Origin of the sequence: Micromonospora auratinigra (assembly GCF_900089595.1) — a bacterium.
Lineage (GTDB): Bacteria > Actinomycetota > Actinomycetes > Mycobacteriales > Micromonosporaceae > Micromonospora > Micromonospora auratinigra.
Genome location: NZ_LT594323.1, coordinates 5,575,830 through 5,598,005 on the forward strand (window position 1 = coordinate 5,575,830; position 22,176 = coordinate 5,598,005).

Below are 22,176 nucleotides of genomic sequence, written 5' to 3' on the forward strand. Positions count from 1 at the left end.
CGGTGGGTTGAGCCGCCGACCGGCGGGGTACCTCCAAATCATCGGAAAAACTGCTTGAGTGGAGGTTCTGATGGGTTTCGACGAGAAGATCGGTAACGCGACCGAGAACACCGCCGGCAAGGTCAAGGAGGGCGTCGGCCGGGCGACCGACAACGAGCGCCTCGAGGCCGAGGGCCGCAACGACCAGGCCAGCGCCAACATCAAGCAGGCCGGCGAGAAGATCAAGGACGCCTTCAAGAGCTGACGTACGTCGCTACACTCCGCCGGGCCGGCAGCATGCCGGCCCGGCGTGTTGCGCGCGGACCGGGAGTCCGGCGCGCCCGCCGCCGGGGGCGGCACACTCGTACCGACGCCGCTGGAAGCCGACCACCGGCCGTGACCGACGGCCGACGACCGCACGGGGAGAACGATGTCCGGTAGCACCGCGATCCGCGCCGCCGCCCTGGTCACCATGACGGCGCTGCTCGGCGCCTGCCAGTCCGACGGGGACGACCGGGCCGCCGCCCCGGGCGGCAGCCCGAGCTCGGCGCCGACCGCCGCGCCGAGCACCGAGGCCGCGCCGCCGCCCACCGCCGCCCCCTCGCCGGTGACCGCCGCGAACACCGCCGAGGTCTGCGCCACCGTGGACAAGTTGATCATCAGCAAGAGTCGGGAGATCTCCGCCGACGCGACCGAGGCGACCCGCAAGCAGCTCACCCCCGAGGAGGTCAACGCGCAGGTCAAGACCGACCTCGCCGACCTGGCCGACGACGTACGCGGGCAGGCCGCCAAGGCCGAGGACCCGGAGATCAAGAAGCTGGTCGGCGACACCGCGAAGCAGATCGACGCCGGCGCGAAGTCGGCCACCCCGGTCAAGTGGCTCAGCTCGACCTTCGTGACGATCCCCGCGAAGCTCAGCGCGGACTGCCGGGTCTGACCCGGTACCGCACGTGCGTGACGGTCGGTGCGGGCAGCACCCGCACCGGCTCCAGCGTGACGTCCAACGGGCCGTCGAAGAGGGGCGTACCGCCGCCGAGGACGATCGGCACCACGTGCAGCCACAGGGTGTCGAGCAGCCCGGCGGCCAGGCACTGCCGGACGGCACTCGCCCCGCCCGCGACGGAGACCTTCAGGTCACCCGCCACCGCCCGGGCCCGCTCCAGCGCCACCTCGACGCCCTCGGTGACGAAGTGGTACTCGGTGCCGCCCTTCATCGGCAGCGACGCGCGCGGGTGGTGGGTCAGCACGAAGACCGGGACGTGCCACGGCGGGTCCTCGCCCCACCAGCCGGTCCAGTCGAGGTCCCACCCGCCCTCGCCGCCGCCGAACATCCGCCGCCCCATCACGTACGCCCCGACGCCGGCCATCATCTCGGCCGCCACCTCGGCGTCCACGTCCCGCTCCCCGGCCGGCCGGTCCGGCCGCTCCCGCCGGCGCTCGGCCGCGAAGAGCCACTCGTGCAGCCGCAGGCCGCCCCGGCCCAGCGGATCCGCCCTGCTCTGCCCGGGCGCCGCGACGTACCCGTCCAGCGACACCGACAGCTGCCCGATCACCTCAGTCATGTCCGGTGGACCGTGCCGGGCGGGTCGACTCATCGGTCGCCGGCCAGCCGGGCGGCGCGTACCTCCAGGTAACGCCGTTCCGGCAGGCTCGTGGTGGCGCGTGCGGCGGCCAGGTACCCCGCGCGTGCCGCGTCCGGCTCCCCGGCCAGCTCCAGCAGGTGTGCGCGGACCGCGGCGAGCCGGTGGTGCCCGGCGGTGCGCTCGTCGGCGTCCAGCGTGGCCAGCAGGGCCAGCCCGGCCCGGGGGCCGTCCACCATGGCCACCGCGGCGGCCTGGTTGAGGGTGACCATCGGGTTCGGCGCGAGCCGGGCCAGCAGCCGGTACAACGCGACGATCTGGGGCCAGTCGGTCGCCGCCGCCGACGGGGCCTCGGCGTGCACCGCCGCGATCGCCGCCTGCACCTGGTACGGGCCGGGCGGCGACCAGGTCAGCGCCGCCGTCACCAACGCCGTGCCCTCCTCGATCTGGGCCCGGTCCCAGCGCGTCCGGTCCTGCTCGGCCAGCGGCACCAGGTCGCCGGTCGGGCCGGTGCGGGCCTCCCGGTGCGCGTCGGTGAGCAGCATCAGCGCCAGCAGGCCGGCGACCTCGCCGTCGTCCGGCAGCAGCCGGTGCAGCTCCCGGGTCAGCCGGATCGCCTCGCCGGTCAGCTCGCCGCGGTGCAGCGTGCCGCCGCTGGAGGCGGTGTACCCCTCGTTGAAGACCAGGTAGAGCACGTGCAGCACGGCCCGCAGCCGCTCGTCCCGGTCGGCGGCCGAGGGGAGCGTGAACCGGGCCCCGGTCGCCTCGATCCGCTGCTTCGCGCGGCGGATCCGCTGGCTCATCGTCGGCTCCGGCACCAGGTACGCGCGGGCGATCTCGGCCGTCCCCAGCCCGCCCACCGCGCGCAGGGTGAGCGCCACCTGGGCGGGCACGGTCAGCGCCGGATGGCAGCAGAGGAAGAGCAGCTTCAGGGTGTCGTCCTCGGCGGGCGCGACCTCGTCGGCGGCCGGCGCGACCGCCGCGTACGCCGGCTCCCGGACCGCGACCGCCACCTCCCGGTCCCGGCGGGCCCGCTCGCTGCGCCACTCGTCGGTCAGCCGGCGGGTCGCCACCGTCACCAGCCAGGCCCGGGGCCGGTCCGGGACGCCCTGCGCCGGCCACTGCGTCGCGGCGGCGAGCAGCGCCTCCTGGACGGCGTCCTCGCAGGCGTAGAACTGCCCGTGCCGGCGCACCAGCACGCCGAGGACCTGCGGCGCGAGGGTACGCAGCAGCTCCTCGACGGCCGGCGTCGTCACATCTCCGTCCCGGCCTGGTGCATCAGTGGGCGGACCTCCAGCACCCCGACGCCGTGCCGGACGTCCGGCCAGCTCGCGGCGATCTCGGCGGCCCGCTCCGGGGTCTCGCAGTCGACCATCAGGTAGCCGGCGAACTGCTCCTTGCTCTCCATGAACGGCCCGTCGGTGATCTCCGCGCCGCCGGCCGAGTGCCGGACCGTCCGGGTCTGCGACGGGTCGGCCAGCGCCTCGCCGCCGAGCAGTTCCCCGGACTCGGTGAGCGCCTTCATGATCTCGTCGACCTCGCCGAAGATGGCGTTCCGGTCCGCCTCGGACAGCTCCTCGACGAAGCCGGGCCGGTTCCAGATCAGCAGCATGTACTTCACGGTGCACTCCTCGGGTACGGGCCACCGGCGGTGGCGCCTCTCGCTGACGGGTCGGAGCGGGGACGACCGATCCGACATCCTCCCCGGAAAAGGTCAGCGACCGGGACGTACCGCGCGGCGCGTCGGCCGGCCGACGTCGAGCGAGGCGGCGTCGGCGGCCGAGGTGCCCGACGTCCAGCCCTCGGCGTCACGGACCTGGAGGCGGTGCCGGGTCACCCCGGGGAAGAGCTGGTCGAGGCGTTCCCGGACCGCGTCCGAGCGGGCCGCGAGCACCGGCAGCAGCCGGTCGTCGTCCCGTTCCCGGGCCGCCGCCCGGTCGGTCGCCGCGGTGGCCGCCCGCAGCCGCTCCCCGATCCGCAGCGCGAACGCGTTCAGGAAGGACTCGTCGTAGCCCTTGGTGCGCCGGCTGCTGCCCTTGCCGCGTTCGGCCCGACCGCGCAGCATCGCGGCGGTCGCCTGCACCAGCAGCGAGGTGTGCAGCAGCTCCACCGCCGCCAGGTCGGCCGGGAAGCCGAGCACGGTGGTGAAGCCGAGGTCGTCGGACCAGACCGCCTCGCACCGGTTCGCCGCCGCGACCTCCTGGATCAGCAGCGCCTTCGCCCCGGCGTACGGGGCGTCGGTGCCGAGCCGGACGCCACCGGGCCGGTCGGGTCGCTCGGCGGTCGCGTCGAGCAGCGCCGCGTCGAGGCTGTGCCGGGCCATCAGCTCCTGGGCCTTCCCGGTCAGCGCCTCGGCCTCCGCCGGGAAGGTGGTGGACTCGGCCTTGGCCAGCAGCGCCCGGACCCGGTCCAGCATCCGCGAGGCGCCCGACGGGGCCTTGACGGGCGCCGCGGCGGCCGGGGCGCCCGGCGGCGGGCGGAGCGGGGCGATCGGCGGCAGCCCTTCGACCAGGACGAGCGCGTCCACCGCGTCGCGCAGCGCGCTGATCCGGTCCCCGTCGGCCCGGCGGTCCAGCCAGCCCAGGTCGGTGTCCCAGGCGGCACTCAGCTCGGCGAGCTGGTCGTCGAACCAGGCGGGGACGGGGCCGGCCTGCGCGCGGCGCTGGGCGGCCAGCGCGTCGCGCAGCAGCCGCGCCCCCCGGGGCGTGAGCCGGCGGGTCGCGAGGCGGGTCACGTCGACCGGCTGCCAGCCGCGCGGCCAGAGCCGCCCGACGGCCCGGACCAGGCGGGCGAGCAGTGCCGCGTCCACGGTCGGCGGGTCGCCGACCACCAGCCGGTCCAGGGCCCGCTCCGCCTCCCGGACGTCGCTGCCCCGGGCCGCCCCGAGGGCGTCGGCGAGCAGCCGTTCGGCGTCCGACACGGCGCGGTCTCCTCACTGTTCGGTGTCCCCGGGTCCGGCCGGATCCGCTGGGTGGGGGTGGTGCGCGTCGCCCGCGCGCCGCTCCGGGCCCGCCCTGACGGTACCGGCGGGCGGGGGCCGGCTGCCGGTGAGTGCGGTCACCGTTCAACCGCGGGGGCCCGGCGTCCGTACCTCTCGGGGGACCCGACGGGCGGCGGACGGAGAGCGACGTGGGCGGGCGAGGCGGGCGGGACCGGGGTCTGCACCGGCGGCGGGCGTCCCGCGCCGGCACGGTGACCCTGCTGGCACTGGTGGTGGCGGTCGGCCTGGCCGCCGGCGGCGCGTACGCGGCCCGGCGTGGCCTGCCCCCGACCGCACCTGCGGCCGGTGCCCGGCCCACCACCGCGCACCCCACGCCCGTCCCGCCCCGGCCCGTCCCGGCGGCCGGCCGGGTCACGCCGGGGATCAGCTACCCGGCCCGGGGTACGGGCACCTTCCGCACCGCCACCGCGCTCGGGGCGGTGGCCGGGAACGCCGGCCCGCTGCTCCGCTACCGGGTGGCGGTGGAGCAGGGCATCGGGAACGTCGACGTGGAACGGTTCGCCCGCGAGGTGGCGGTGATCCTGGCCGACCCGCGCGGCTGGACCGGCGGCGGCCGGTGGCGGCTGCAACGGGTCGGCCGGGACGACCCCGCCGACTTCACCGTGCTGCTGACCACCCCGGTGACCCGGGGCCGGCTCTGCGCCGACCCCACCGACCACTACACCTCCTGCCGCAACGGTGACCAGGTGGTGGTCAACGTGGCCCGCTGGGTGCACGGGGTGCCGCACTTCCCGGACCTCGGCGCGTACCGGCAGTACCTGCTCAACCACGAGGTCGGGCACCGGCTCGGCCAGGGCCACCAGCTCTGCCCCCGGGCCGGCGGTCCCGCCCCGGTGATGCTCCAGCAGACCCTGGGCCTGCACGGCTGCACCGCCAACCCGTGGCCGCAGGTCGACGGCGACCTGCTCACCGGCCCCACCGGCCAGTACGACGACCCCGTCCCCGCCGACGACTGACCCGCCCACCGGTCCCCGGGCCCGTCCGACGGGAGGCCGGGGAGGAGGTGGGGATACTGGGCGGGTGGAGAGTGCCCGGCCCCGCCTGCTGCTGGTCGAGGACGACCGTGCCCTCACCGGCCTGCTCATGGACCTCCTCGCCGACGAGGGGTACGAGGTCGACGTGGCCGGCGACGGGCACAGCGGGCTGCACCACGCGCTCACCCGCGACTACCAGGTCATGGTGATCGACCGGGGGCTGCCGGCGCTGGACGGGCTGACGCTGGTCAGCCGGCTGCGGGCCCGGGGCGTGACCTGCCCGGTGCTGCTGCTGACCGCCCGCGGCTCGGTCGACGACCGGGTGGCGGGGCTCGACGCGGGCGCCGAGGACTACCTGGTCAAGCCCTTCGAGGTGGCGGAACTGCTGGCCCGGCTGCGGGCGCTGCGCCGACGGCACCCGGAGACCGCCGACTGGCTGCCGCTGGGTCGCCGTCGGCTGGACGTGGACAACCGGCGGGTGCTCGACGGCCCCGAGGAGATCCCGCTCTCGGCCCGCGAGTTCGCCGTGCTGCACGCCCTCGCCGGCCGCCCGACGAAGGTGTTCACCCGGGCCGAGCTGCTCAGCGCCGCCTTCGATCACGCCGACGCCCCGGGCACCGTCGACGCCTGCGTCCACCACCTGCGCCGCAAGCTGGGCCGGGACGCCGTCCGTACGGTGCACGGGCTCGGTTACCGGCTCGGGCCGGGCTGAGGCGGGCGGGGTGGACGAGGCCCGGCTGACGCGTGCCCGGCGGCGCAGCGTGGCCCAGACCGCCGCGGCGATCGGGCTGGTCCTGGTGCTCGTCGGCGCGTTGATGTACGCGCTGACCAGCCGGGAGGAGTCCCGGGCGTTGAACAGCGAGCTCGGCCGGGTGCTGGCGATGGCCGAGGACGTGGACGATCCTCCGCCCGGCCAGTTCCTCGCCCGGCGGCAACCCGACGCCGGGCCGGTCGAGGTGACCCCCGGCGCCCCGCCGGGGCTGGTCCGCGTCCTCGACGAGGCGGTCGCCCGCCGCTCCGGCCGGTACGACACCGACGCCGGCGACGACCGGCCGGTCCGGGTGGTGGTGGCCCGGCGTGCGGACGGCAGCCGCTGGGCGGTCGCCGCCGACCTGGCGCCGCTGCGCCGCCGGCAGGGCCAGCTCGGGCTCGCCCTACTCGCGGCCGAGCTGGCCGGCCTGGCCGGCGCGCTGGTCGCCGCCACGCTGCTGGCCCGGCGCGCGGTCGCGCCGCTGGCCACCGCGCTCGCCCTGCAACGCCGCTTCGTCGCCGACGCCTCGCACGAACTGCGCACCCCCCTCACCGTGCTGCACACCCGGGCCCAGCTGCTGGCCCGGCGGGCCGCCGACCAGCCGCCGGAGCGGCTCACCGCGCAGCTCGACCAGCTGGTGGCGGACACCCGCGCGCTCGGCGAGGTGGTCGAGGACCTGCTGGTGTCGGCGGCGGCCGAGCACCAGCCCCTGCCGCAGGCCGAGGTCGACCTGGCCGGGACGGCCCGTGAGGTGGTCGCCAGCATGGCCCCGTACGCGGCGCAGCGGCAGGTGGAGCTGCGGCTCGACGCGCCCGGTCCGGTGCTGGTCCGGGGGGCTCCGACGGCCCTGCGCCGGGCGGTGACCGCGCTGGTGGACAACGCGATCGGGCACGTACCGCCCGACGGACACGTGACGGTGCGGGTCGGACACCGCGCCGGTCGGGTGGTGGCCGAGGTGGTCGACGACGGGGTGGGACTGGATCCGGCCGAGGCGGACCGGCTCTTCGACCGGTTCGCCCATGGCAGCTCCGGCACCGGTCGGCGGTTCGGGCTGGGCCTGGCCCTGGTGCAGCAGGTGGCCGGCGCGCACCGGGGCACCGTCGAGGTGACCGGCGCGAAGGGGCGGGGGGCCACCTTCACCCTCGTCCTGCCCCCGGCCTGAGCGCGGCGCGGGCAAGAACTTCCCAAGAATCGGTGGGCACTGTGGGCCGCAGAGCGACATCCCCCGTTCCCGAGGAGAGATCGTGCCCGACACCGTCAACGGACTCCCGCTGCACCCGCTCGTGGTGCACGCCGTGGTGGTCCTCCTGCCGCTGGCCGCGCTCGGCGTGGTCGCGCTGGCCGTCCGACCCTCCTGGCGGGGGCGCTTCGGCGTGCTCGTGGTGGTGATCGCCGCGCTGGCCACCGCTGCGATCCCGGTGGCCACCCAGAGCGGGGAGAGCCTGGAGCACCGGGTGGGCGACCCGGGCCGGCACGCCGAGCTGGGGGACACGCTGCTCTGGTTCGCGTTGCCGCTGCTGGTCGCCGCGGTCGCGCTGGTCTGGCTGCACCGCCGGGCCACCCGGACCGCCGAGGACGGGACGACCGCCCGTACCGGTGCGCTGGGAGTGGTGGTCGCGGTGCTGGCCGTGGTGGTGGCGGCGGGCAACCTGGTCCAGGTCTACCGGGTGGGTGACTCCGGCGCGAAGGCCGTCTGGGGGGACACCCCGGCGGCGACCGCCGGCCAGGGCGACGGCGACTGATCCGCCGCCCTGCGCCGCGCGCCCGCCGGTGGTGAGATGGACGGCGGACGCGCGGCGCGGGCGGAGGAGGACGACCAGATGGAGTACGTGAGGTTCGGCGGGACCGGCCTGGAGGTGTCCCGGCTCTGCCTGGGCTGCATGAGCTACGGCGAGCCGGGCCGGGGCGCGCACCCCTGGTCGCTGCCGGAGGAGGCGAGCCGCCCCTTCATCAAGCAGGCCCTGGAGCTGGGTGTCAACTTCTTCGACACCGCGAACGTCTACTCCGACGGCACCAGCGAGGAGATCGTCGGCCGGGCGCTGAAGGACTTCGCCCGCCGCGACGACGTGGTCATCGCGACGAAGGTGCACGGCCGGATGGGCGAGGGACCGAACCGGGGCGGGCTGTCCCGCAAGCACATCATGAGCGAGATCGACGCGAGCCTGCGCCGGCTCGGCACCGACTACGTGGACCTCTACCAGATCCACCGCCTCGACCCGGGCACCCCGATCGAGGAGACCCTGGAGGCGCTGCACGACCTGGTCCGCGCCGGCAAGGTCCGCTACCTCGGCGCCTCCTCGATGTACGCGTGGCAGTTCGGCAAGGCGCTCTGGGCGGCCGAGCGCAACGGCTGGACCCGTTTCGTCGCCATGCAGAACCACTACAACCTGCTCTACCGCGAGGAGGAGCGGGAGATGCTGCCGCTCTGCGCCGACCAGGGCGTCGCGGTGATCCCGTGGAGCCCGCTGGCCCGGGGCCGGCTGACCCGCGACCGGGGCGAGAGCACGGACCGGGCGCGGTCCGACGAGTTCGGCCGCACCCTGTACGCGCGGACCGAGGAGCCGGACCGGGCGGTGGTCGACGCGGTGGCCCGGATCGCGGCGGCGCGGGGGGTGTCCCGGGCCCAGGTGGCGCTGGCCTGGGTGGCCCGCAACCCGGCGGTGACCGCCCCGATCGTCGGCGCGACGAAGCCGCACCACCTGACCGACGCGGTGGCGGCGCTGGAGTTGACGTTGACCGACGACGAGGTGGCGGCCCTGGAGTCGCCGTACGTGCCGCACCCGGTGGCGGGCTTCTAGGGCGTACCGTTCCGTCATGATCGATACGGGGTGGGACGACGTCGCCGTCGCGACCGCCGCGGCACTCGCCGGGGCGGATGTGGTGCGGGGGATGTACGGCCGGCGGCTGGACCGCGTCGACAAGGGGGACGGGGACTTCGCCACCGCCGCCGATCTGGCGGCCGAGCGGGCGATCCTCGACGTGCTCCGGGCGGGCCGGCCCGCCGACGACGTGGTCGGCGAGGAGGGCGGTCGGCAGGGCGCCGTGGACGGCGTACGCGAATGGTTGGTGGATCCCCTCTGCGGCACGCTGAACTATGCCGCCGGCACCATGCTGGTCGCGGTCAACGTGGCGCTGCGCGGCGGCGCGGCGGCGGTGGCCGACCCGTTCGCCGGCGAGGTCTTCGCCACCGACGGCGAAACCGCCCGGGTGCGGCACGAGGGTGCCGACGCGCCGCTGGTGCCGACCGCCGCCACCCGGCTGGTGGACGTCAACCTGGATCCGCCCTTCCCGAGCGCGCCGCGGCTGCGGGCGGTGGACCTGCTGGCCCACCCGGACTTCGTCGCCCGGTTCCGGCCCCGGGTCGGCTCCACGACGCTGGCGCTGGCCTGGGTCGCCGCCGGCCGGCGGGCCGGATACGTCACCGACGGCGGTGACCTCACCGGGAGCGTCCACTTCGCCGCCGGCATCGCGCTGTGCCGGGCCGCCGGCTGCGTGGTCACCGGCCTCGACGGCGCGCCGCTCGGTCCGGCCGGCCGCGGCCTGGTGGCGGCCGCCGACGCCGAGACCCACGCGCTCCTGCTGGGGATGCTCGCCGGCCGCCCCTGACCCGGGCCGCCCGGCCGCACGTCGCCGAGCGGGTCGGCCTCAGAGCGGCGACACGCCGGCGGGCGGCGTCGCACCGGGCCCGCCCGGGCCGAGCCAGCGGACCAGCAGCACGGTCGCGTCGTCGGCGAGCCGGTCGTCCTGGTACGCGAGGATCGCGTGCACCAGCCGGCGGGCGGTCTCCGGCAGCGGCAGCCCGTCGGCGAGCGCCCGGACGGTGAAGTCCACCAGCCGGTCCATGCCGAACGGCTCGCCGCCGGCGGACCGCGCCTCGATGATCCCGTCGGTGTAGAAGAGCACGTCGTCGCCGGGTTCCAGGGCCTCCTCGATCACCACCGGGGGACGCTGGTCACCGAGGGTCACCGGCAGGGCGGTGGGCGTGGGCAGCACGGTGGCCACCTTGCCCCGGCGGATCACCAGCCCGCTGGGATGCCCGGCGGAGATGATCCGGAGCCGGCCGTCGCGCTGGTCGAGTTCGGCCAGCACGCCGGTGATCAGGCCGCGCCGGTCGTGTTCGCGTACCGCGTCGTCGATGTGGTGGTACGTGCGGACCAGGTCGAAGTCGGCCCGGCGGGCGTTGCGGTAGGCGGCCAGCGCCAGGCTGGCCAGGGTGACCGCGCGCATCCCGCCGGCGGAGCCGTGCCCGACCGCGTCGAAGAGGGCGAGGTGGGCGGTGTCGCCGTTGACCGCGTAGTCGAAGGCGTCCCCGCCCACGTCGTAGCTCGGCTCCAGGATGCCGCTGATGACCAGGCCACCGGTGGCGAAGGTCAGCGGGGGGAGTTGGGCGCGCAGCATCTCGGCGGCCAGCCGCATCGGGGCGCGGCGGCGGACCCGCTCCACGGTGTCGCTGTAGAGCGAGCGGGTGACCAGCAGGTCGGCGATGAGCGACGCGGCGGCCTGGTACTCCGGCACCCGGGCCGGTGGCACCGGTTCGGCCGCCAGCACCTCGGCCACCCCGAGGCGTTCCATCCCGTCCAGCAGCGGCACCCAGAGCCGGGTCGTCACACCGGCCTCGCCCGTCTCGCCGGGAATCGGCTTCACCAGGCTGAAGGCGCGTCCGGCGAGCGTCCCGTCCACGCTCAGCACCTCGCGCGGCGGGGAGTCCGCGGCGCGCATCGGCAGCAGCTCCCGCTGCTCGTGGTCGACCAGGTAGAGGAGGATGTCGGCCGCGCCGAGCTGGGCGGCGGCCCGCCGGGCCAGGGTGGGCAGGTCCTCGGGACGCGCGTGGTGGGAGTGGCGCAGCAGGTCGTGCAGGGCTTCCCGCTCACCCATGGGTCATCTCACCTTCCTCGGGTCGCCGCCACCGGGCCGGCGGGCCGGGCGGGTCATCGCGCCGGCTTGCTCCGGGGGAAGGATGCCCAGATGTTCTTGGTGTCGGCGCTGGCGTACCAGCCGACCGCGAGGGACATCTCCTCGGCCAGGAACAGGCCGCGCCCGCCCGACTCCAGCGGCCGGATGTCGCTGAGCTCGGGGACGCTGCTCACGTCGTGGTCGGCCACGTCGAGGACGAAGCAGTCGTCGGCCCCGAGCAGGGTGACGATGGTCGGCGGGCGGCCGTGCCGCAGCGCGTTGCTGGCCAGCTCGGTGGCGACCAGCACCACCAGGTGCGGGATCTCGTCGAGTTCCTCGCCCTGGACCAGGCCGTGCCGCTCCAGCGCGGCGCGCAGCGAGGCCCGCAGGTCGCGCAGCTCGGCGGGCGTGTCGAGCACCCACTGCTCCAGCTCCGTGGCCTGTGGCGGTGGCGGCGACGTCCGCAGCTGTCCCATGATCCCGCTTTACCCTCCGTAGCGGTTCGCTAAGCAGGGCGGACCGTCGGTTTCTCGACCGTGGTGGGTCGCCCACACCACCCCGATCACGGAGGTGTCGGTCGCACGGATATCGGCTGTGGTCCATGTCACGTTAGCGTTCCGGCACCGCCGGCCGTCCCGCCGGCGCTCCGACGGGAGGACGCCCATGCGCACACCGTGGAAAGCCGCCGCCACCCTCGCCGCGACCCTGCTCCTGGTCCTGCCCGGCGGCGTCGCCGCGCGGGCCGCGAGCACGCCGTACACGAAGAGCCCGGTCGCCGGGCCGCTCGGCACGTACCACGTCTCCGCCGTCTACGTGGCCGGTGTCTCCTCCGGCGGCTATCTGGCCACCCAGCTCCAGGTCGCGTACTCGGCCCGGATCCGGGGTGCGGCGATCTTCGCCGCCGGTCCGTACTACTGCGCGCAGAACACCGTCGCGCAGGCCCTCTACGGCTGCGGCGACAACCTCTACCCGACGTACCTGCCGGCGCTGGAGAGCTACACCCGCAGCTGGGCGTCGTACGGCTGGGTCGACGGCACCGGCAACCTCGCCGGCCAGCCGGTGTACGTCTACCACGGCGGCAGCGACGGCACGGTGAAGAAATCGGTCACCGACGACCTGGTCCGCTATTACCAGGACTTCGGCGCCTCGGTCCGGTACGACTCGACCGGCGCGGCGGGGCACGCCTGGGTGACCCCGTACGGCACCGTCGGGTGCACCGCCACCGCCTCGCCCTTCCTCAACGACTGCGGCACCGACCCGCAGGGCGCCTTCCTCGGCCGGCTGCTCGGCGGGGTGGCCGCGCCGAACACCGGCCCGCTCGGCGGGACCCTGATCCGCTTCGGTCAGGACGCCTTCGCGACCAACGGCTGGGCGAACGGGCTGAGCATGGACGCCAGCGGCTTCGCGTACGTGCCGAGCGCCTGCGCCGCCGGGGACTCCTGCCGGCTGCTGGTCGCCCTGCACGGCTGTGCCCAGGGGTACGCGAAGGTCGGCACCGCCTTCGTGGACCGGGCCAACCTCAACCAGTACGCCGACACCAACCGGCTGATCGTGCTCTATCCGCAGGCGGTCGCGACCGGAGTGAACCCGAACGGCTGCTGGGACTGGTGGGGCTACCTGGGTGCCACCAACTACCCGATCAAGGGCGGCTACCAGGTGGAAACGATCATGAACATGGTCCGCCGGCTCGACGGGTGAGCACCCGTACGGCCCGAACCGCCAGGTGCGGGCCGGGGGCCCGTTGCGCTACCGTCGGAGGGTGATCGTCGAGGAACACTGGTGGAACGGGGACCGCACCACCCGTGGCCGCCGCGATGTCTACATCCGCACCGACGGGCGGCAGTGGCAGGTGCAGGCGCAGATCGGTGGTGCCACCGGCCGGTCCAAGATCCAGGACTGTCCGAGCCGGGGCGCGGCGACAATTCTCGCCGGGGCCTGGCGCGGCAGCGGCACCGGCTGGCGCGAGCTGCCCCGCTGAGCAGGACCGCCGCCGGCCGGTGACGGCCGGCGGCACCGCTCACTCCCGGGGACCGTGCACCGCGCGGTCGACCAACGACTCGGCCACCTCGCGCAACTTGCGGTTCGAGTCCTGCGACACCCGGGCCAGGATGGCGAACGCCTCGTCGGCGCCGCACCGGCGCTGGCCCATGATGATCCCCTTGGCCTGCTCGATCCCCGCCCGGCTCTGCATCGCCTCCCGCGTCTGCTGGGCCGGCGTCGCGGTGCTCTCTTGGAGGTGCACGTCGGCCGGCGCGATGGCGGCGTACCCGGCGAGCGTCCGGGCCAGGTGGATCTGCTCCTCCAGCGGGCCGACCGTGGTGCCGTAGATGTTCAGCGCGCCGACCGTCGCCTCCTGGATCGGCAGCCCGATGGAGCGCGAACTCGCCTCGTGCCCCTGGACCAGCGTCACCGGGACCCCGGCGGTGTCCGGAATCGCGTCCCTCCCTGGCGACCTGGGCGGCCTTCGTCAGCACCACGTCGAGGCCGGCGTCGTCGTAACTGATCCGGCCGACAGCGTCCGGGTACGGGCGTGGACGGTGCGCGCGCCGGCCACCGCCTCCTCGGCGGGTGTGACCGCCTTCACCGGTTCGTCCCGGTCGCGTCAAGGACTCGTGAAGAAACCGAGGGCCGGCGTCACGGTCGCGTTATGACCCTTGGCCGGCCCCGCCTCCCGGCGCTGTGATTGCCCGGCGCGACCGGAAGGCGGTCGCGCGGACCACTTCCCGAGGAGAGACCGGCCGTGTCCGACGTGCTGTTCGTGTTGCTGACGGTGGGGCTGTTCGCGGCCCTCACCCTGCTGGTGAGGGGCGTGGAGAAGCGGTGAACGCCGTCAACGCCGTCGGCCTGGTGCTGGCGCTCGGACTGGGCGTGTTCCTGGTCGCCGCCCTGCTCTTCCCGGAGCGTTTCTGATGAGCATGACCACAGCCGGTGTGCTGTTCGTGCTGTCGCTGGTGGTGGCGCTGGTCGCCGTGCACCGGCCGTTCGGCGACTACCTCTACCGGGTGGTCGCCGGCACCCGGTCCTCCCGGGTCGAACGGGGGATCTACCGCCTGGTCGGCGTCGACCCGGCCGCCGAGCAGTCCTGGGGCGTGTACGCCCGCGGCGTGCTGGCGTTCTCCGCGGTCTCCGTGCTGTTCCTGTACGGCCTCCAGCGCCTCCAGGACCGCCTGCCGCTGAGCCTCGGCTTCGACCCGGTGGTGCCGCACGGCGCGTGGAACACCGCCGTCTCGTTCGTGACCAACACCAACTGGCAGTGGTACTCGGGTGAGTCGACGATGGGCCACCTGGTGCAGATGACCGGTCTGGCGGTGCAGAACTTCGTCTCCGCCGCCGTCGGCATCGCCGTCGCGGTGGCGCTGGTCCGCGGCTTCGCCCGCAGCCGTACCGGCGAGCTGGGCAACTTCTGGGTCGACCTGACCCGGATCACGCTGCGGATCCTGCTGCCGGTCGCGGTGCTCGGCGCGCTGGTGCTGATGCTCGGCGGGGTGGTGCAGAACCTGTCCGGTGGCACCGAGGTGTCCACGCTGACCGGCGGCAGCCAGACCATCACCGGCGGGCCGGTGGCCGGCCAGGAAGTGATCAAGGAGCTGGGCACCAACGGTGGTGGCTTCTACAACGCCAACAGCGCCCACCCGTTCGAGAACCCGACCGCCTGGACGAACTGGATCGAGATCTTCCTGATCCTGGTGATCCCGTTCAGCCTGCCCCGGGTCTTCGGCCGGCTGGTCGGGCAGCGCCGGCAGGGCCACGCCATCGCCGCGGTGATGGCGATCCTCGCCTTGGCCAGCGTCACCCTGACCAACGTCTTCGAACTGGCCGGCCACGGCACGGTGCCGCAGGCGGTGGGGGCGGCGCTGGAGGGCAAGGAGGTGCGGTTCGACGTGTCGAACTCGGCCACCTTCGCCGCGGCCACCACGCTCACCTCGACCGGCGCGGTCAACTCGTTCCACGACTCGTACACCGCGCTGGGCGGGATGATGACGCTGGGCAACATGATGCTCGGCGAGGTCGCCCCCGGTGGCGTCGGCTCCGGCCTGTACGGGCTGCTGGTCCTCGCGGTGATCACGGTCTTCGTCGCCGGCCTGATGGTCGGCCGCACGCCGGAGTACCTGGGCAAGAAGATCGGCGCGCGGGAGATGCAGTTCGCGTCGCTGTACTTCCTGGTCACGCCGGCCCTGGTGCTCACCGGCACCGCCGCCGCGTTCGCCACCGGCAACGCCGCGACGGCGCTGAACGTCGGCCCGCACAAACTCTCCGAGGTGCTCTACGCGTTCACCTCGGCGAGCAACAACAACGGCTCGGCGTTCGCCGGCATCACCGTGAACACGCCGTGGTGGAACACCGCGCTGGGCCTGTGCATGCTGCTCGGCCGCTTCCTGCCGATCATCTTCGTGCTCGCGCTGGCCGGCTCGCTGGCCCGCCAGCAACCGACGCCCGCGTCCGAGGGCACCCTGCCGACCCACCGGCCGCTCTTCATCGGCATGGTCGTCGGCGTCACGGTGGTCCTCGTCGCGCTCACCTTCCTGCCCGCCCTCGCGCTCGGCCCGCTGGCCGAAGGGCTGTGACCACCATGAGAGACAAGGACATGACGGCACCTCTGGACACCGTCGACGCGCCGGGCGCCGACGCCCCGACCGAACCGAGCGACCCGGCCAGCCGGACCGGCCGGGTCGGCGGCGGGCTGCTCGACCCCCGGCAGCTGGTCGCGTCGCTGCCGGACGCGCTGCGCAAGCTCGACCCGCGCACCCTGTGGCGCAACCCGGTGATGCTGATCGTCGAGATCGGCGCGCTCTTCACCACCGTGCTCGCGGTGGTCGACCCGTCCGTCTTCGCCTGGTCGATCACCGCCTGGCTCTGGCTGACCGTGCTCTTCGCCAACCTGGCCGAGGCGGTCGCCGAGGGGCGCGGCAAGGCCCAGGCCGCGACGCTGCGCCGGGCCAAGCAGGACACCATCGCCACCCGCCTGGTGGGCTGGACGCCCGGTGCGTCGGCCAACGGGTACCGGGACGAGGCGGTGCCCGCGCCGCAGCTCCGGCAGGGCGACGTGGTGCTGGTCGAGGCGGGCCAGACCGTGCCTGCCGACGGCGACGTGGTCGAGGGCATCGCCAGCGTCGACGAGTCGGCGATCACCGGCGAGTCCGCCCCGGTGATCCGGGAATCCGGCGGGGACCGCAGCGCGGTCACCGGCGGCACCCGGGTGCTCTCCGACCGGATCATCGTCAAGGTCACCCAGAAGCCGGGGGAGAGCTTCATCGACCGGATGATCGCCCTGGTCGAGGGGGCGAACCGACAGAAGACCCCGAACGAGATCGCGCTCAACATCCTGCTGGCCGCCCTGACGATCATCTTCCTGCTGGCGGTGGTCACGCTCCAGCCGCTGGCCATCTTCGCCAAGGGCTGGCAGGCGGCGGCCCCGGACACCGCCGCGATCACCGACTCCGGCGTCAGCGGCATCGTGCTGGTCTCGCTGCTGGTCTGCCTGATCCCGACCACCATCGGCGCGCTGCTCTCCGCGATCGGCATCGCCGGCATGGACCGGCTCGTCCAACGCAACGTCCTGGCCATGAGCGGCCGGGCGGTCGAGGCGGCCGGCGACGTCAACACGCTGCTGCTGGACAAGACCGGCACGATCACCCTGGGCAACCGGCAGGCCGCCGACTTCCTGCCGGTCGACGGCGTCGACGCGGCGACCGTCGCCGACGCGGCGCAGCTCGCCAGCCTGGCCGACGAGACGCCCGAGGGGCGCTCGGTGGTGGTGCTGGCCAAGAACGAGTTCGGGCTGCGTGAACGCGAACCGGGCCTCATCCCGCACGCCACCTTCGTGCCGTTCACCGCGCAGACCCGGATGAGCGGCGTCGACCTCGCCGCCGAGGGGGGCGTCCGGCAGATCCGCAAGGGCGCGGCCGCCGCGGTGCTGAAGTGGGTACGCGAGCACGGCGGTCACCCGACCGAGCAGGTCGGCGAGCTGGTCGACGCGATCAGCGGCACCGGCGGCACCCCGCTGGTGGTCGCCGAGCACACCGCCGGCGAGCCGGCCCGGGCGCTGGGCGTCATCCACCTGAAGGACGTCGTCAAGGCCGGCATGCGGGAGCGGTTCGACGAGATGCGCCGGATGGGCATCCGCACCGTGATGATCACCGGGGACAACCCGCGCACCGCGAAGGCCATCGCCGACGAGGCCGGGGTGGACGACTTCCTCGCCGAGGCCACGCCGGAGGACAAGCTCGCCCTGATCCGCAAGGAGCAGGAGGGCGGCCGGCTGGTCGCGATGACCGGCGACGGCACCAACGACGCGCCCGCGCTGGCCCAGGCCGACGTCGGCGTCGCCATGAACACCGGCACCTCGGCCGCGAAGGAGGCCGGCAACATGGTCGACCTCGACTCCGACCCGACCAAGCTGATCGAGATCGTGGAGATCGGCAAGCAGTTGCTGATCACCCGGGGCGCGTTGACCACGTTCAGCATCGCCAACGACATCGCCAAGTACTTCGCGATCATCCCGGCCATGTTCGCCGGCATCTACCCGAGCCTGGACGCGCTCAACGTGATGCGGCTGTCCAGCCCGGCGTCGGCGATCCTCGCCGCGGTCATCTTCAACGCGATCGTGATCGTCGCGCTGATCCCGCTGGCCCTGCGCGGCGTGCGCTACCGCCCGGCCAGCGCCTCGAAGCTGCTCAGCCGCAACCTGCTGGTGTACGGCCTCGGCGGCATCGTGGTGCCGTTCGTCGGCATCAAACTCATCGACCTGCTCGTCCAGCTCATCCCGGGGATCTCCTGATGCGCCTGCCCTCCTGGCTCGCCCAGCACCTGGCCGCCCTGCGCGCGGTGCTCGTCCTGACCGTCCTGCTCGGGCTGGCGTACCCGCTCGCCCTGGTCGCCGTGGGCCGGCTGCCCGGCCTCGCCGACCGGGCCGACGGCTCGCTGGTCACCGTCGGCGGGCGGACCGTCGGCAGCTCGCTGATCGGGCAGTCGTTCACCGACGCGGACGGCAACCCCGTCCCGCGCTACTTCCAGTCCCGCCCCTCGGCCGCCGGTGCCGGCTACGACCCGACTGCCACCGCGGCGAGCAACCTCGGTCCGGAGAGCGTGGTGGACACCCTCGCCGCCGACCCGGCCGACACCACCTTGAGCCTGCTCAGCCAGGTCTGCGCGCGCAGCAAGGCGGTCGGCGAGCTGAACGGCGTCGACGGGCGGCGGCCGTACTGCACGCCCGACGGGGTGGGCGCGGTGCTGGCCGTGTTCCGCGCCGACGGGCTGACCGGCCGGATCACCCGGGTGGTCAGCGTCAACCAGGCCGCCCCGGCGACGCCCTTCGTGGCCCGCTGGCAGGGCGTGCCCGTCGAGCCGGCCCGACCCGGTGCGGACTACCTGGCCGAGGGGGGCATCGTCACCCCGGTCCGCGGCGACGCGCCGAAGGAGCCCGCCGTGCCGGCCGACGCGGTCACCGCCAGCGGCAGCGGCCTCGACCCGCACATCTCCCCGGCGTACGCGGAGATCCAGGTGGCCCGGGTGGCCCGGGAGCGCGGCGCGGACCCGACGGCGATCCGCCGGCTGGTCGCGGCGCACACCGCCGGGCGGGCGCTCGGCTTCCTGGGCGAGCCCACGGTGAACGTCCTGGAGCTCAACCTCGCGCTCGACGCGGCCTTCCCGGCCCGCTGACCGACGTCCGGAAGGGCCCCCGCACCGCATCCGGCGGTACCCGGGGGCCCTTCCCCGCACCGATGAGAGGATGGGCCGGTGCGCAGGGGTGAACTGCGGATCTACCTGGGCGCGGCCCCAGGGGTCGGCAAGACCTACGCCATGCTGGAGGAGGCCCAGCGGCGCGCCGAGCGTGGCACCGACGTGGTGGTCGGGCTGGTGGAGACCCACGGCCGGCCGCACACGGCGGCGATGATCGGCGACCTGGAGGTGCTGCCCCGGCGCACGGTCGGCTACCGGGGGGTCGACCTCACCGAGCTGGACCTGGACGCGCTGCTGGCCCGCCGGCCCGAGGTGGCCGTGGTGGACGAGCTGGCCCACACCAACGTGCCCGGCTCCCGGCACGAGAAGCGCTGGCAGGACGTCCAGGAGTTGCTCGACGCCGGGATCGACGTGCTCTCCACGGTCAACGTCCAGCACCTGGAGTCGCTCACCGACGTGGTCGCGCAGATCACCGGCACCACCCAGCGGGAGACCCTGCCGGACCAGGTGGTGCGGGCCGCCGGGCAGGTCGAGCTGGTCGACATGACCCCGGAGGCGTTGCGTCGCCGGATGGCCCACGGCAACATCTACCGCCCGGACCGGATCGACGCGGCGCTGGGCAACTACTTCCGGGTCGGCAACCTCACCGCGCTGCGCGAGCTGGCCCTGCTCTGGCTGGCGGACAAGGTCGACGAGCAGCTCGACGCGTACCGGGCGCAGCAGGGCATCTCCGCCACCTGGGAGGCGCGGGAACGGGTGGTGGTGGCGCTCACCGGCGGGCCGGAGGGCGAGACGCTGATCCGCCGGGCGGCCCGGATCGCCGCCCGAGGCAAGGGCGCGGACCTGCTCGCCGTGCACGTGGCCCGCAGCGACGGGCTGGCCGGCGCGGACCCGGCCCAGCTCGCCCGGCAGCGGGTGCTGGTGGAGAGCCTCGGCGGCACGTACCACCAGGTGCTCGGCAGCGACGTCCCGGCGGCCCTGCTGGACTTCGCCCGCGGCGTCAACGCCACCCAGTTGGTGCTCGGCGCGAGCCGGCGTGGCCGGCTCGCCCAGCTGCTGTCGCGCGGGGTGGGGGTGACCACCACCGCGCTCTCCGGCCCGATCGACGTGCACCTGGTCACCCACCCGCAGGCCGGGCGCGGCCGGGCCGGCCCGGTGCCGGCGGCGCTGTCCCGGCGGCGCCGGCTGCTCGGGTACGCCCTCGCGCTGCTCGGCATGCCGCTGCTCACCCTGCTGCTGCGGACGCTGCCCGACCTGACCCTGACCAACGACATCCTGCTCTTCCTGGCCGGGGTGGTCGGCGTGGCGCTGGTCGGCGGCCTGTGGCCGGCGCTGGTCGCCGCGCTGGGCGGTTCGCTACTGCTGAACTGGTACTTCACCCCGCCGTTCCACACCCTGACCATCGCCGAGGCGGACAACCTGCTCGCCCTCGGCGTCTTCGTCGGCGTCGCCATCGCGGTCAGCGGGGTGGTCGACGTGGCGGCCCGGCGTACCCGGGAGGCGGCCCGGGCCTCCGCCGACGCTCAGACCCTGGCCACCGTGGCCGGTGGCGTGCTGCGCGGCGAGCGGCCGCTGGTCGCCCTGCTGGACCGGCTGCGGGAGACCTTCGGGCTGCGCGCGGTCAGCGTGCTGGAGCTGACCGCCGAGGCGGAGGGGCGGCCGGCCCGGTCCCGGCCGGCGGGCGCCTGGCGGGTGGTGGCGGGCGTGGGCGAGAACCCGCCGGGCAGCCCCGGCGCGGGGGAGACCGTGGTGCCGGTCGACGACCGGCTCAGCGTGGTGCTCGCCGGCCGCCGGCTGGAGGCGGCCGACCGGCGGGTGGTCGAGGCGTTCGCCGCGCAGGCCGCCGTCGCGCTGCGGCAGGAACGGCTGGCCGAGGAGGCCGCCGCCGCCCGGCCGCTGGCCGAGGCCGACCGGATGCGCACCGCGCTGCTCGCCGCCGTCAGCCACGACCTGCGTACGCCGCTGGCCTCGGCGAAGGCGGCGGTGAGCAGCCTGCGCAGCCCCGACGTGGAGTTCGACGCCGACGACCGGGACGAGCTGCTGGCCACCGCCGACGAGTCGCTGGACCGGCTGGGGCGGCTGGTGGCGAACCTGCTCGACATGAGCCGGCTGCAGGCCGGCGCGCTCGGCGTCGCGGCGACGGCGATCGGCCTGGAGGACGCCGTACCCCGGGCCCTGGACGAGCTGGGACCGGCGGCGGCGGAGGTGACCACGGACATCCCGGCCGACCTGCCGGCGGCGCTCGCCGACCCCGGCCTGCTGGAACGGGTCCTGGTCAACATCATCGCCAACGCCCTGCGGCACAGCCCGCCCGGCCGGCCGCCGACCATCACCGGGAGCGCGCACGCCGGCCGGGTCGAGCTGCGGGTGATCGACACCGGCCCGGGCATCCCGGAGGACCAGTGGGAACATGTCTTCCTGCCGTTCCAGCGCCTCGGTGACCGGGACAACCGGACCGGCGTGGGGCTGGGGCTGGCCCTGTCCCGAGGGCTCGCCGAGGCGATGGGCGGCAGCATCACCCCGGAGACCACCCCGGGCGGGGGACTGACCATGGTGCTGCGGCTGCCCGCCGCCGACGGCCCGGAAGGGGTGCGCGGATGACCCGGATCCTGGTCGTCGACGACGAGCCGCAGATCCTGCGCGCGCTGAGGATCAACCTGCGCGCCCGGGGGTACGACGTGCAGGTCGCCGAGACCGGCACGGGCGCCCTCAAGGCCGCCGCCGCCCACCCGCCCGACCTGGTGGTGCTCGACCTCGGCCTGCCCGACCTGGACGGGGTCGAGGTGATCCGGGGCCTGCGCGGCTGGACCGCGGTGCCGATCATCGTGCTCTCCGGTCGGGCCGGCAGCGAGGACAAGGTGGCCGCCCTCGACGCGGGCGCCGACGACTACGTCACCAAGCCGTTCGGGGTGGACGAGCTGCTGGCCCGGATCCGCGCGGTGACCCGCCGGCTCACGGCCACCGCCCCCGCGCAGCCAGCGCTGCGGATCGGCCGGCACACCGTCGACCTGGCCGACCGGACGGTGACCCGGGACGACGGCGACGAGGTCCGGCTCACCCCCACCCAGTGGGCGGTGCTGGAGAAGCTGCTGCGCAACCCCGGCAAGCTGGTCAGCCAGCGGCAACTGCTGCACGACGTGTGGGGGCCGGAGTACCACGACGAGACCAACTACCTCCGGCAGTACCTGGCCCAGCTGCGGCGCAAGCTGGAGGACGACCCGGCCCGTCCCCGGCACCTGATCACCGAGCCGGGGATGGGCTACCGCTACCGCCCCTGACGGTCCCGAGTTTCTTCACGCCGCCGGTACGCTCCGGCGG

The 22,176-nt window shown here is 74.8% G+C and carries 23 protein-coding genes; 16 read left to right on the forward strand and 7 right to left on the reverse strand.

The window, feature by feature from the left end; translation table 11 throughout:
* The first annotated feature begins 70 nt into the window (after positions 1–70).
* Positions 71–244: a CsbD family protein gene (locus GA0070611_RS25340; protein ID WP_091669385.1), complete on the forward strand. Its 174-nt coding sequence runs from the start codon at positions 71–73 to the stop codon at positions 242–244.
* Between the two features lie 165 nt (positions 245–409).
* Positions 410–916, forward strand: a complete 507-nt coding sequence (locus GA0070611_RS25345; protein ID WP_091669389.1) for a hypothetical protein — start codon at positions 410–412, stop codon at positions 914–916.
* On the opposite strand, the gene GA0070611_RS25350 is transcribed toward GA0070611_RS25345, so the two are convergent.
* From GA0070611_RS25350 to GA0070611_RS25365, 4 genes are all read right to left on the reverse strand, one after another.
* The gene (locus GA0070611_RS25350) at positions 894–1,541 is read right to left on the reverse strand and encodes a dihydrofolate reductase family protein (RefSeq protein WP_091669394.1); all 648 of its coding nucleotides are present in this window, start codon (positions 1,539–1,541) and stop codon (positions 894–896) included. The genes GA0070611_RS25345 and GA0070611_RS25350 overlap by 23 nt on opposite strands.
* 29 nt (positions 1,542–1,570) lie before the next feature.
* Positions 1,571–2,815, reverse strand: coding sequence for an RNA polymerase sigma factor (locus tag GA0070611_RS25355; RefSeq protein WP_091669398.1), 1,245 nt, complete (start codon positions 2,813–2,815; stop codon positions 1,571–1,573).
* The gene (locus tag GA0070611_RS25360) at positions 2,812–3,171 is read right to left on the reverse strand and encodes a YciI family protein (protein WP_231921563.1); all 360 of its coding nucleotides are present in this window, start codon (positions 3,169–3,171) and stop codon (positions 2,812–2,814) included. The genes GA0070611_RS25355 and GA0070611_RS25360 overlap by 4 nt, the downstream gene beginning before the upstream one ends.
* A gap of 102 nt (positions 3,172–3,273) precedes the next feature.
* Entirely contained in the window at positions 3,274–4,479 is a 1,206-nt protein-coding gene (locus tag GA0070611_RS25365; RefSeq protein WP_091669404.1) for a DUF2786 domain-containing protein, read from the reverse strand.
* A 281-nt stretch (positions 4,480–4,760) separates the two neighbouring features.
* On the opposite strand from GA0070611_RS25365, the gene GA0070611_RS25370 reads away from it, so the two are divergent.
* The 6 genes from GA0070611_RS25370 (at position 4,761) to GA0070611_RS25395 (ending at position 9,891) form a co-directional block, all read left to right on the forward strand.
* A complete protein-coding gene (locus GA0070611_RS25370) occupies positions 4,761–5,516 on the forward strand; it encodes a DUF3152 domain-containing protein (RefSeq protein WP_091673424.1) in 756 nt (251 codons plus the stop codon).
* Between the two features lie 64 nt (positions 5,517–5,580).
* Positions 5,581–6,246: a response regulator transcription factor gene (locus GA0070611_RS25375; RefSeq protein WP_091669406.1), complete on the forward strand. Its 666-nt coding sequence runs from the start codon at positions 5,581–5,583 to the stop codon at positions 6,244–6,246.
* Between the two features lie 10 nt (positions 6,247–6,256).
* Entirely contained in the window at positions 6,257–7,447 is a 1,191-nt protein-coding gene (locus GA0070611_RS32315; protein WP_091669409.1) for a sensor histidine kinase, read from the forward strand.
* A gap of 82 nt (positions 7,448–7,529) precedes the next feature.
* Entirely contained in the window at positions 7,530–8,027 is a 498-nt protein-coding gene (locus tag GA0070611_RS25385; protein WP_231921217.1) for a DUF2231 domain-containing protein, read from the forward strand.
* A 78-nt stretch (positions 8,028–8,105) separates the two neighbouring features.
* Complete coding sequence (locus GA0070611_RS25390; protein ID WP_091673426.1) at positions 8,106–9,083, forward strand: aldo/keto reductase; 978 nt, start codon at positions 8,106–8,108, stop codon at positions 9,081–9,083.
* A 16-nt stretch (positions 9,084–9,099) separates the two neighbouring features.
* Positions 9,100–9,891, forward strand: a complete 792-nt coding sequence (locus tag GA0070611_RS25395) for an inositol monophosphatase family protein (RefSeq protein WP_091669417.1) — start codon at positions 9,100–9,102, stop codon at positions 9,889–9,891.
* Positions 9,892–9,930: 39 nt separating this feature from the next.
* On the opposite strand, the gene GA0070611_RS25400 is transcribed toward GA0070611_RS25395, so the two are convergent.
* Positions 9,931–11,160 carry a PP2C family protein-serine/threonine phosphatase gene (locus GA0070611_RS25400; RefSeq protein WP_091669422.1) on the reverse strand — a complete coding sequence of 410 codons (1,230 nt, stop codon included), beginning with the start codon at positions 11,158–11,160 and terminating at the stop codon, positions 9,931–9,933.
* Positions 11,161–11,213: 53 nt separating this feature from the next.
* Positions 11,214–11,654, reverse strand: a complete 441-nt coding sequence (locus GA0070611_RS25405) for an ATP-binding protein (protein ID WP_091669427.1) — start codon at positions 11,652–11,654, stop codon at positions 11,214–11,216.
* A 187-nt stretch (positions 11,655–11,841) separates the two neighbouring features.
* Between GA0070611_RS25405 and GA0070611_RS25410 the strand changes: the two genes are divergently transcribed.
* Complete coding sequence (locus tag GA0070611_RS25410) at positions 11,842–12,876, forward strand: extracellular catalytic domain type 2 short-chain-length polyhydroxyalkanoate depolymerase (RefSeq protein WP_091669430.1); 1,035 nt, start codon at positions 11,842–11,844, stop codon at positions 12,874–12,876.
* 61 nt (positions 12,877–12,937) lie between these two features.
* Entirely contained in the window at positions 12,938–13,156 is a 219-nt protein-coding gene (locus GA0070611_RS25415; RefSeq protein ID WP_091669433.1) for a hypothetical protein, read from the forward strand.
* A gap of 39 nt (positions 13,157–13,195) precedes the next feature.
* Here the strand turns inward: GA0070611_RS25415 and GA0070611_RS25420 are convergent, their stop codons facing one another.
* Complete coding sequence (locus tag GA0070611_RS25420; RefSeq protein ID WP_331715312.1) at positions 13,196–13,588, reverse strand: ANTAR domain-containing protein; 393 nt, start codon at positions 13,586–13,588, stop codon at positions 13,196–13,198.
* 410 nt (positions 13,589–13,998) lie between these two features.
* Between GA0070611_RS25420 and kdpF the strand changes: the two genes are divergently transcribed.
* From kdpF to GA0070611_RS25450, 6 genes are all read left to right on the forward strand, one after another.
* Positions 13,999–14,088, forward strand: a complete 90-nt coding sequence (gene kdpF / locus GA0070611_RS25425; protein ID WP_091669436.1) for a K(+)-transporting ATPase subunit F — start codon at positions 13,999–14,001, stop codon at positions 14,086–14,088.
* Positions 14,088–15,743: a potassium-transporting ATPase subunit KdpA gene (gene kdpA, locus GA0070611_RS25430; protein ID WP_091669439.1), complete on the forward strand. Its 1,656-nt coding sequence runs from the start codon at positions 14,088–14,090 to the stop codon at positions 15,741–15,743. Before kdpF ends, kdpA begins: the two co-directional genes overlap by 1 nt.
* 20 nt (positions 15,744–15,763) lie before the next feature.
* Positions 15,764–17,956, forward strand: coding sequence for a potassium-transporting ATPase subunit KdpB (gene kdpB / locus GA0070611_RS25435; protein ID WP_091669443.1), 2,193 nt, complete (start codon positions 15,764–15,766; stop codon positions 17,954–17,956).
* The gene (locus GA0070611_RS25440) at positions 17,956–18,837 is read left to right on the forward strand and encodes a potassium-transporting ATPase subunit C (RefSeq protein ID WP_091669448.1); all 882 of its coding nucleotides are present in this window, start codon (positions 17,956–17,958) and stop codon (positions 18,835–18,837) included. Before kdpB ends, GA0070611_RS25440 begins: the two co-directional genes overlap by 1 nt.
* Before the next feature lie 78 nt (positions 18,838–18,915).
* Complete coding sequence (locus GA0070611_RS25445; RefSeq protein WP_091669450.1) at positions 18,916–21,459, forward strand: sensor histidine kinase; 2,544 nt, start codon at positions 18,916–18,918, stop codon at positions 21,457–21,459.
* Positions 21,456–22,136, forward strand: coding sequence for a response regulator (locus tag GA0070611_RS25450; RefSeq protein WP_091669454.1), 681 nt, complete (start codon positions 21,456–21,458; stop codon positions 22,134–22,136). Before GA0070611_RS25445 ends, GA0070611_RS25450 begins: the two co-directional genes overlap by 4 nt.
* Positions 22,137–22,176: the final 40 nt, after the last annotated feature.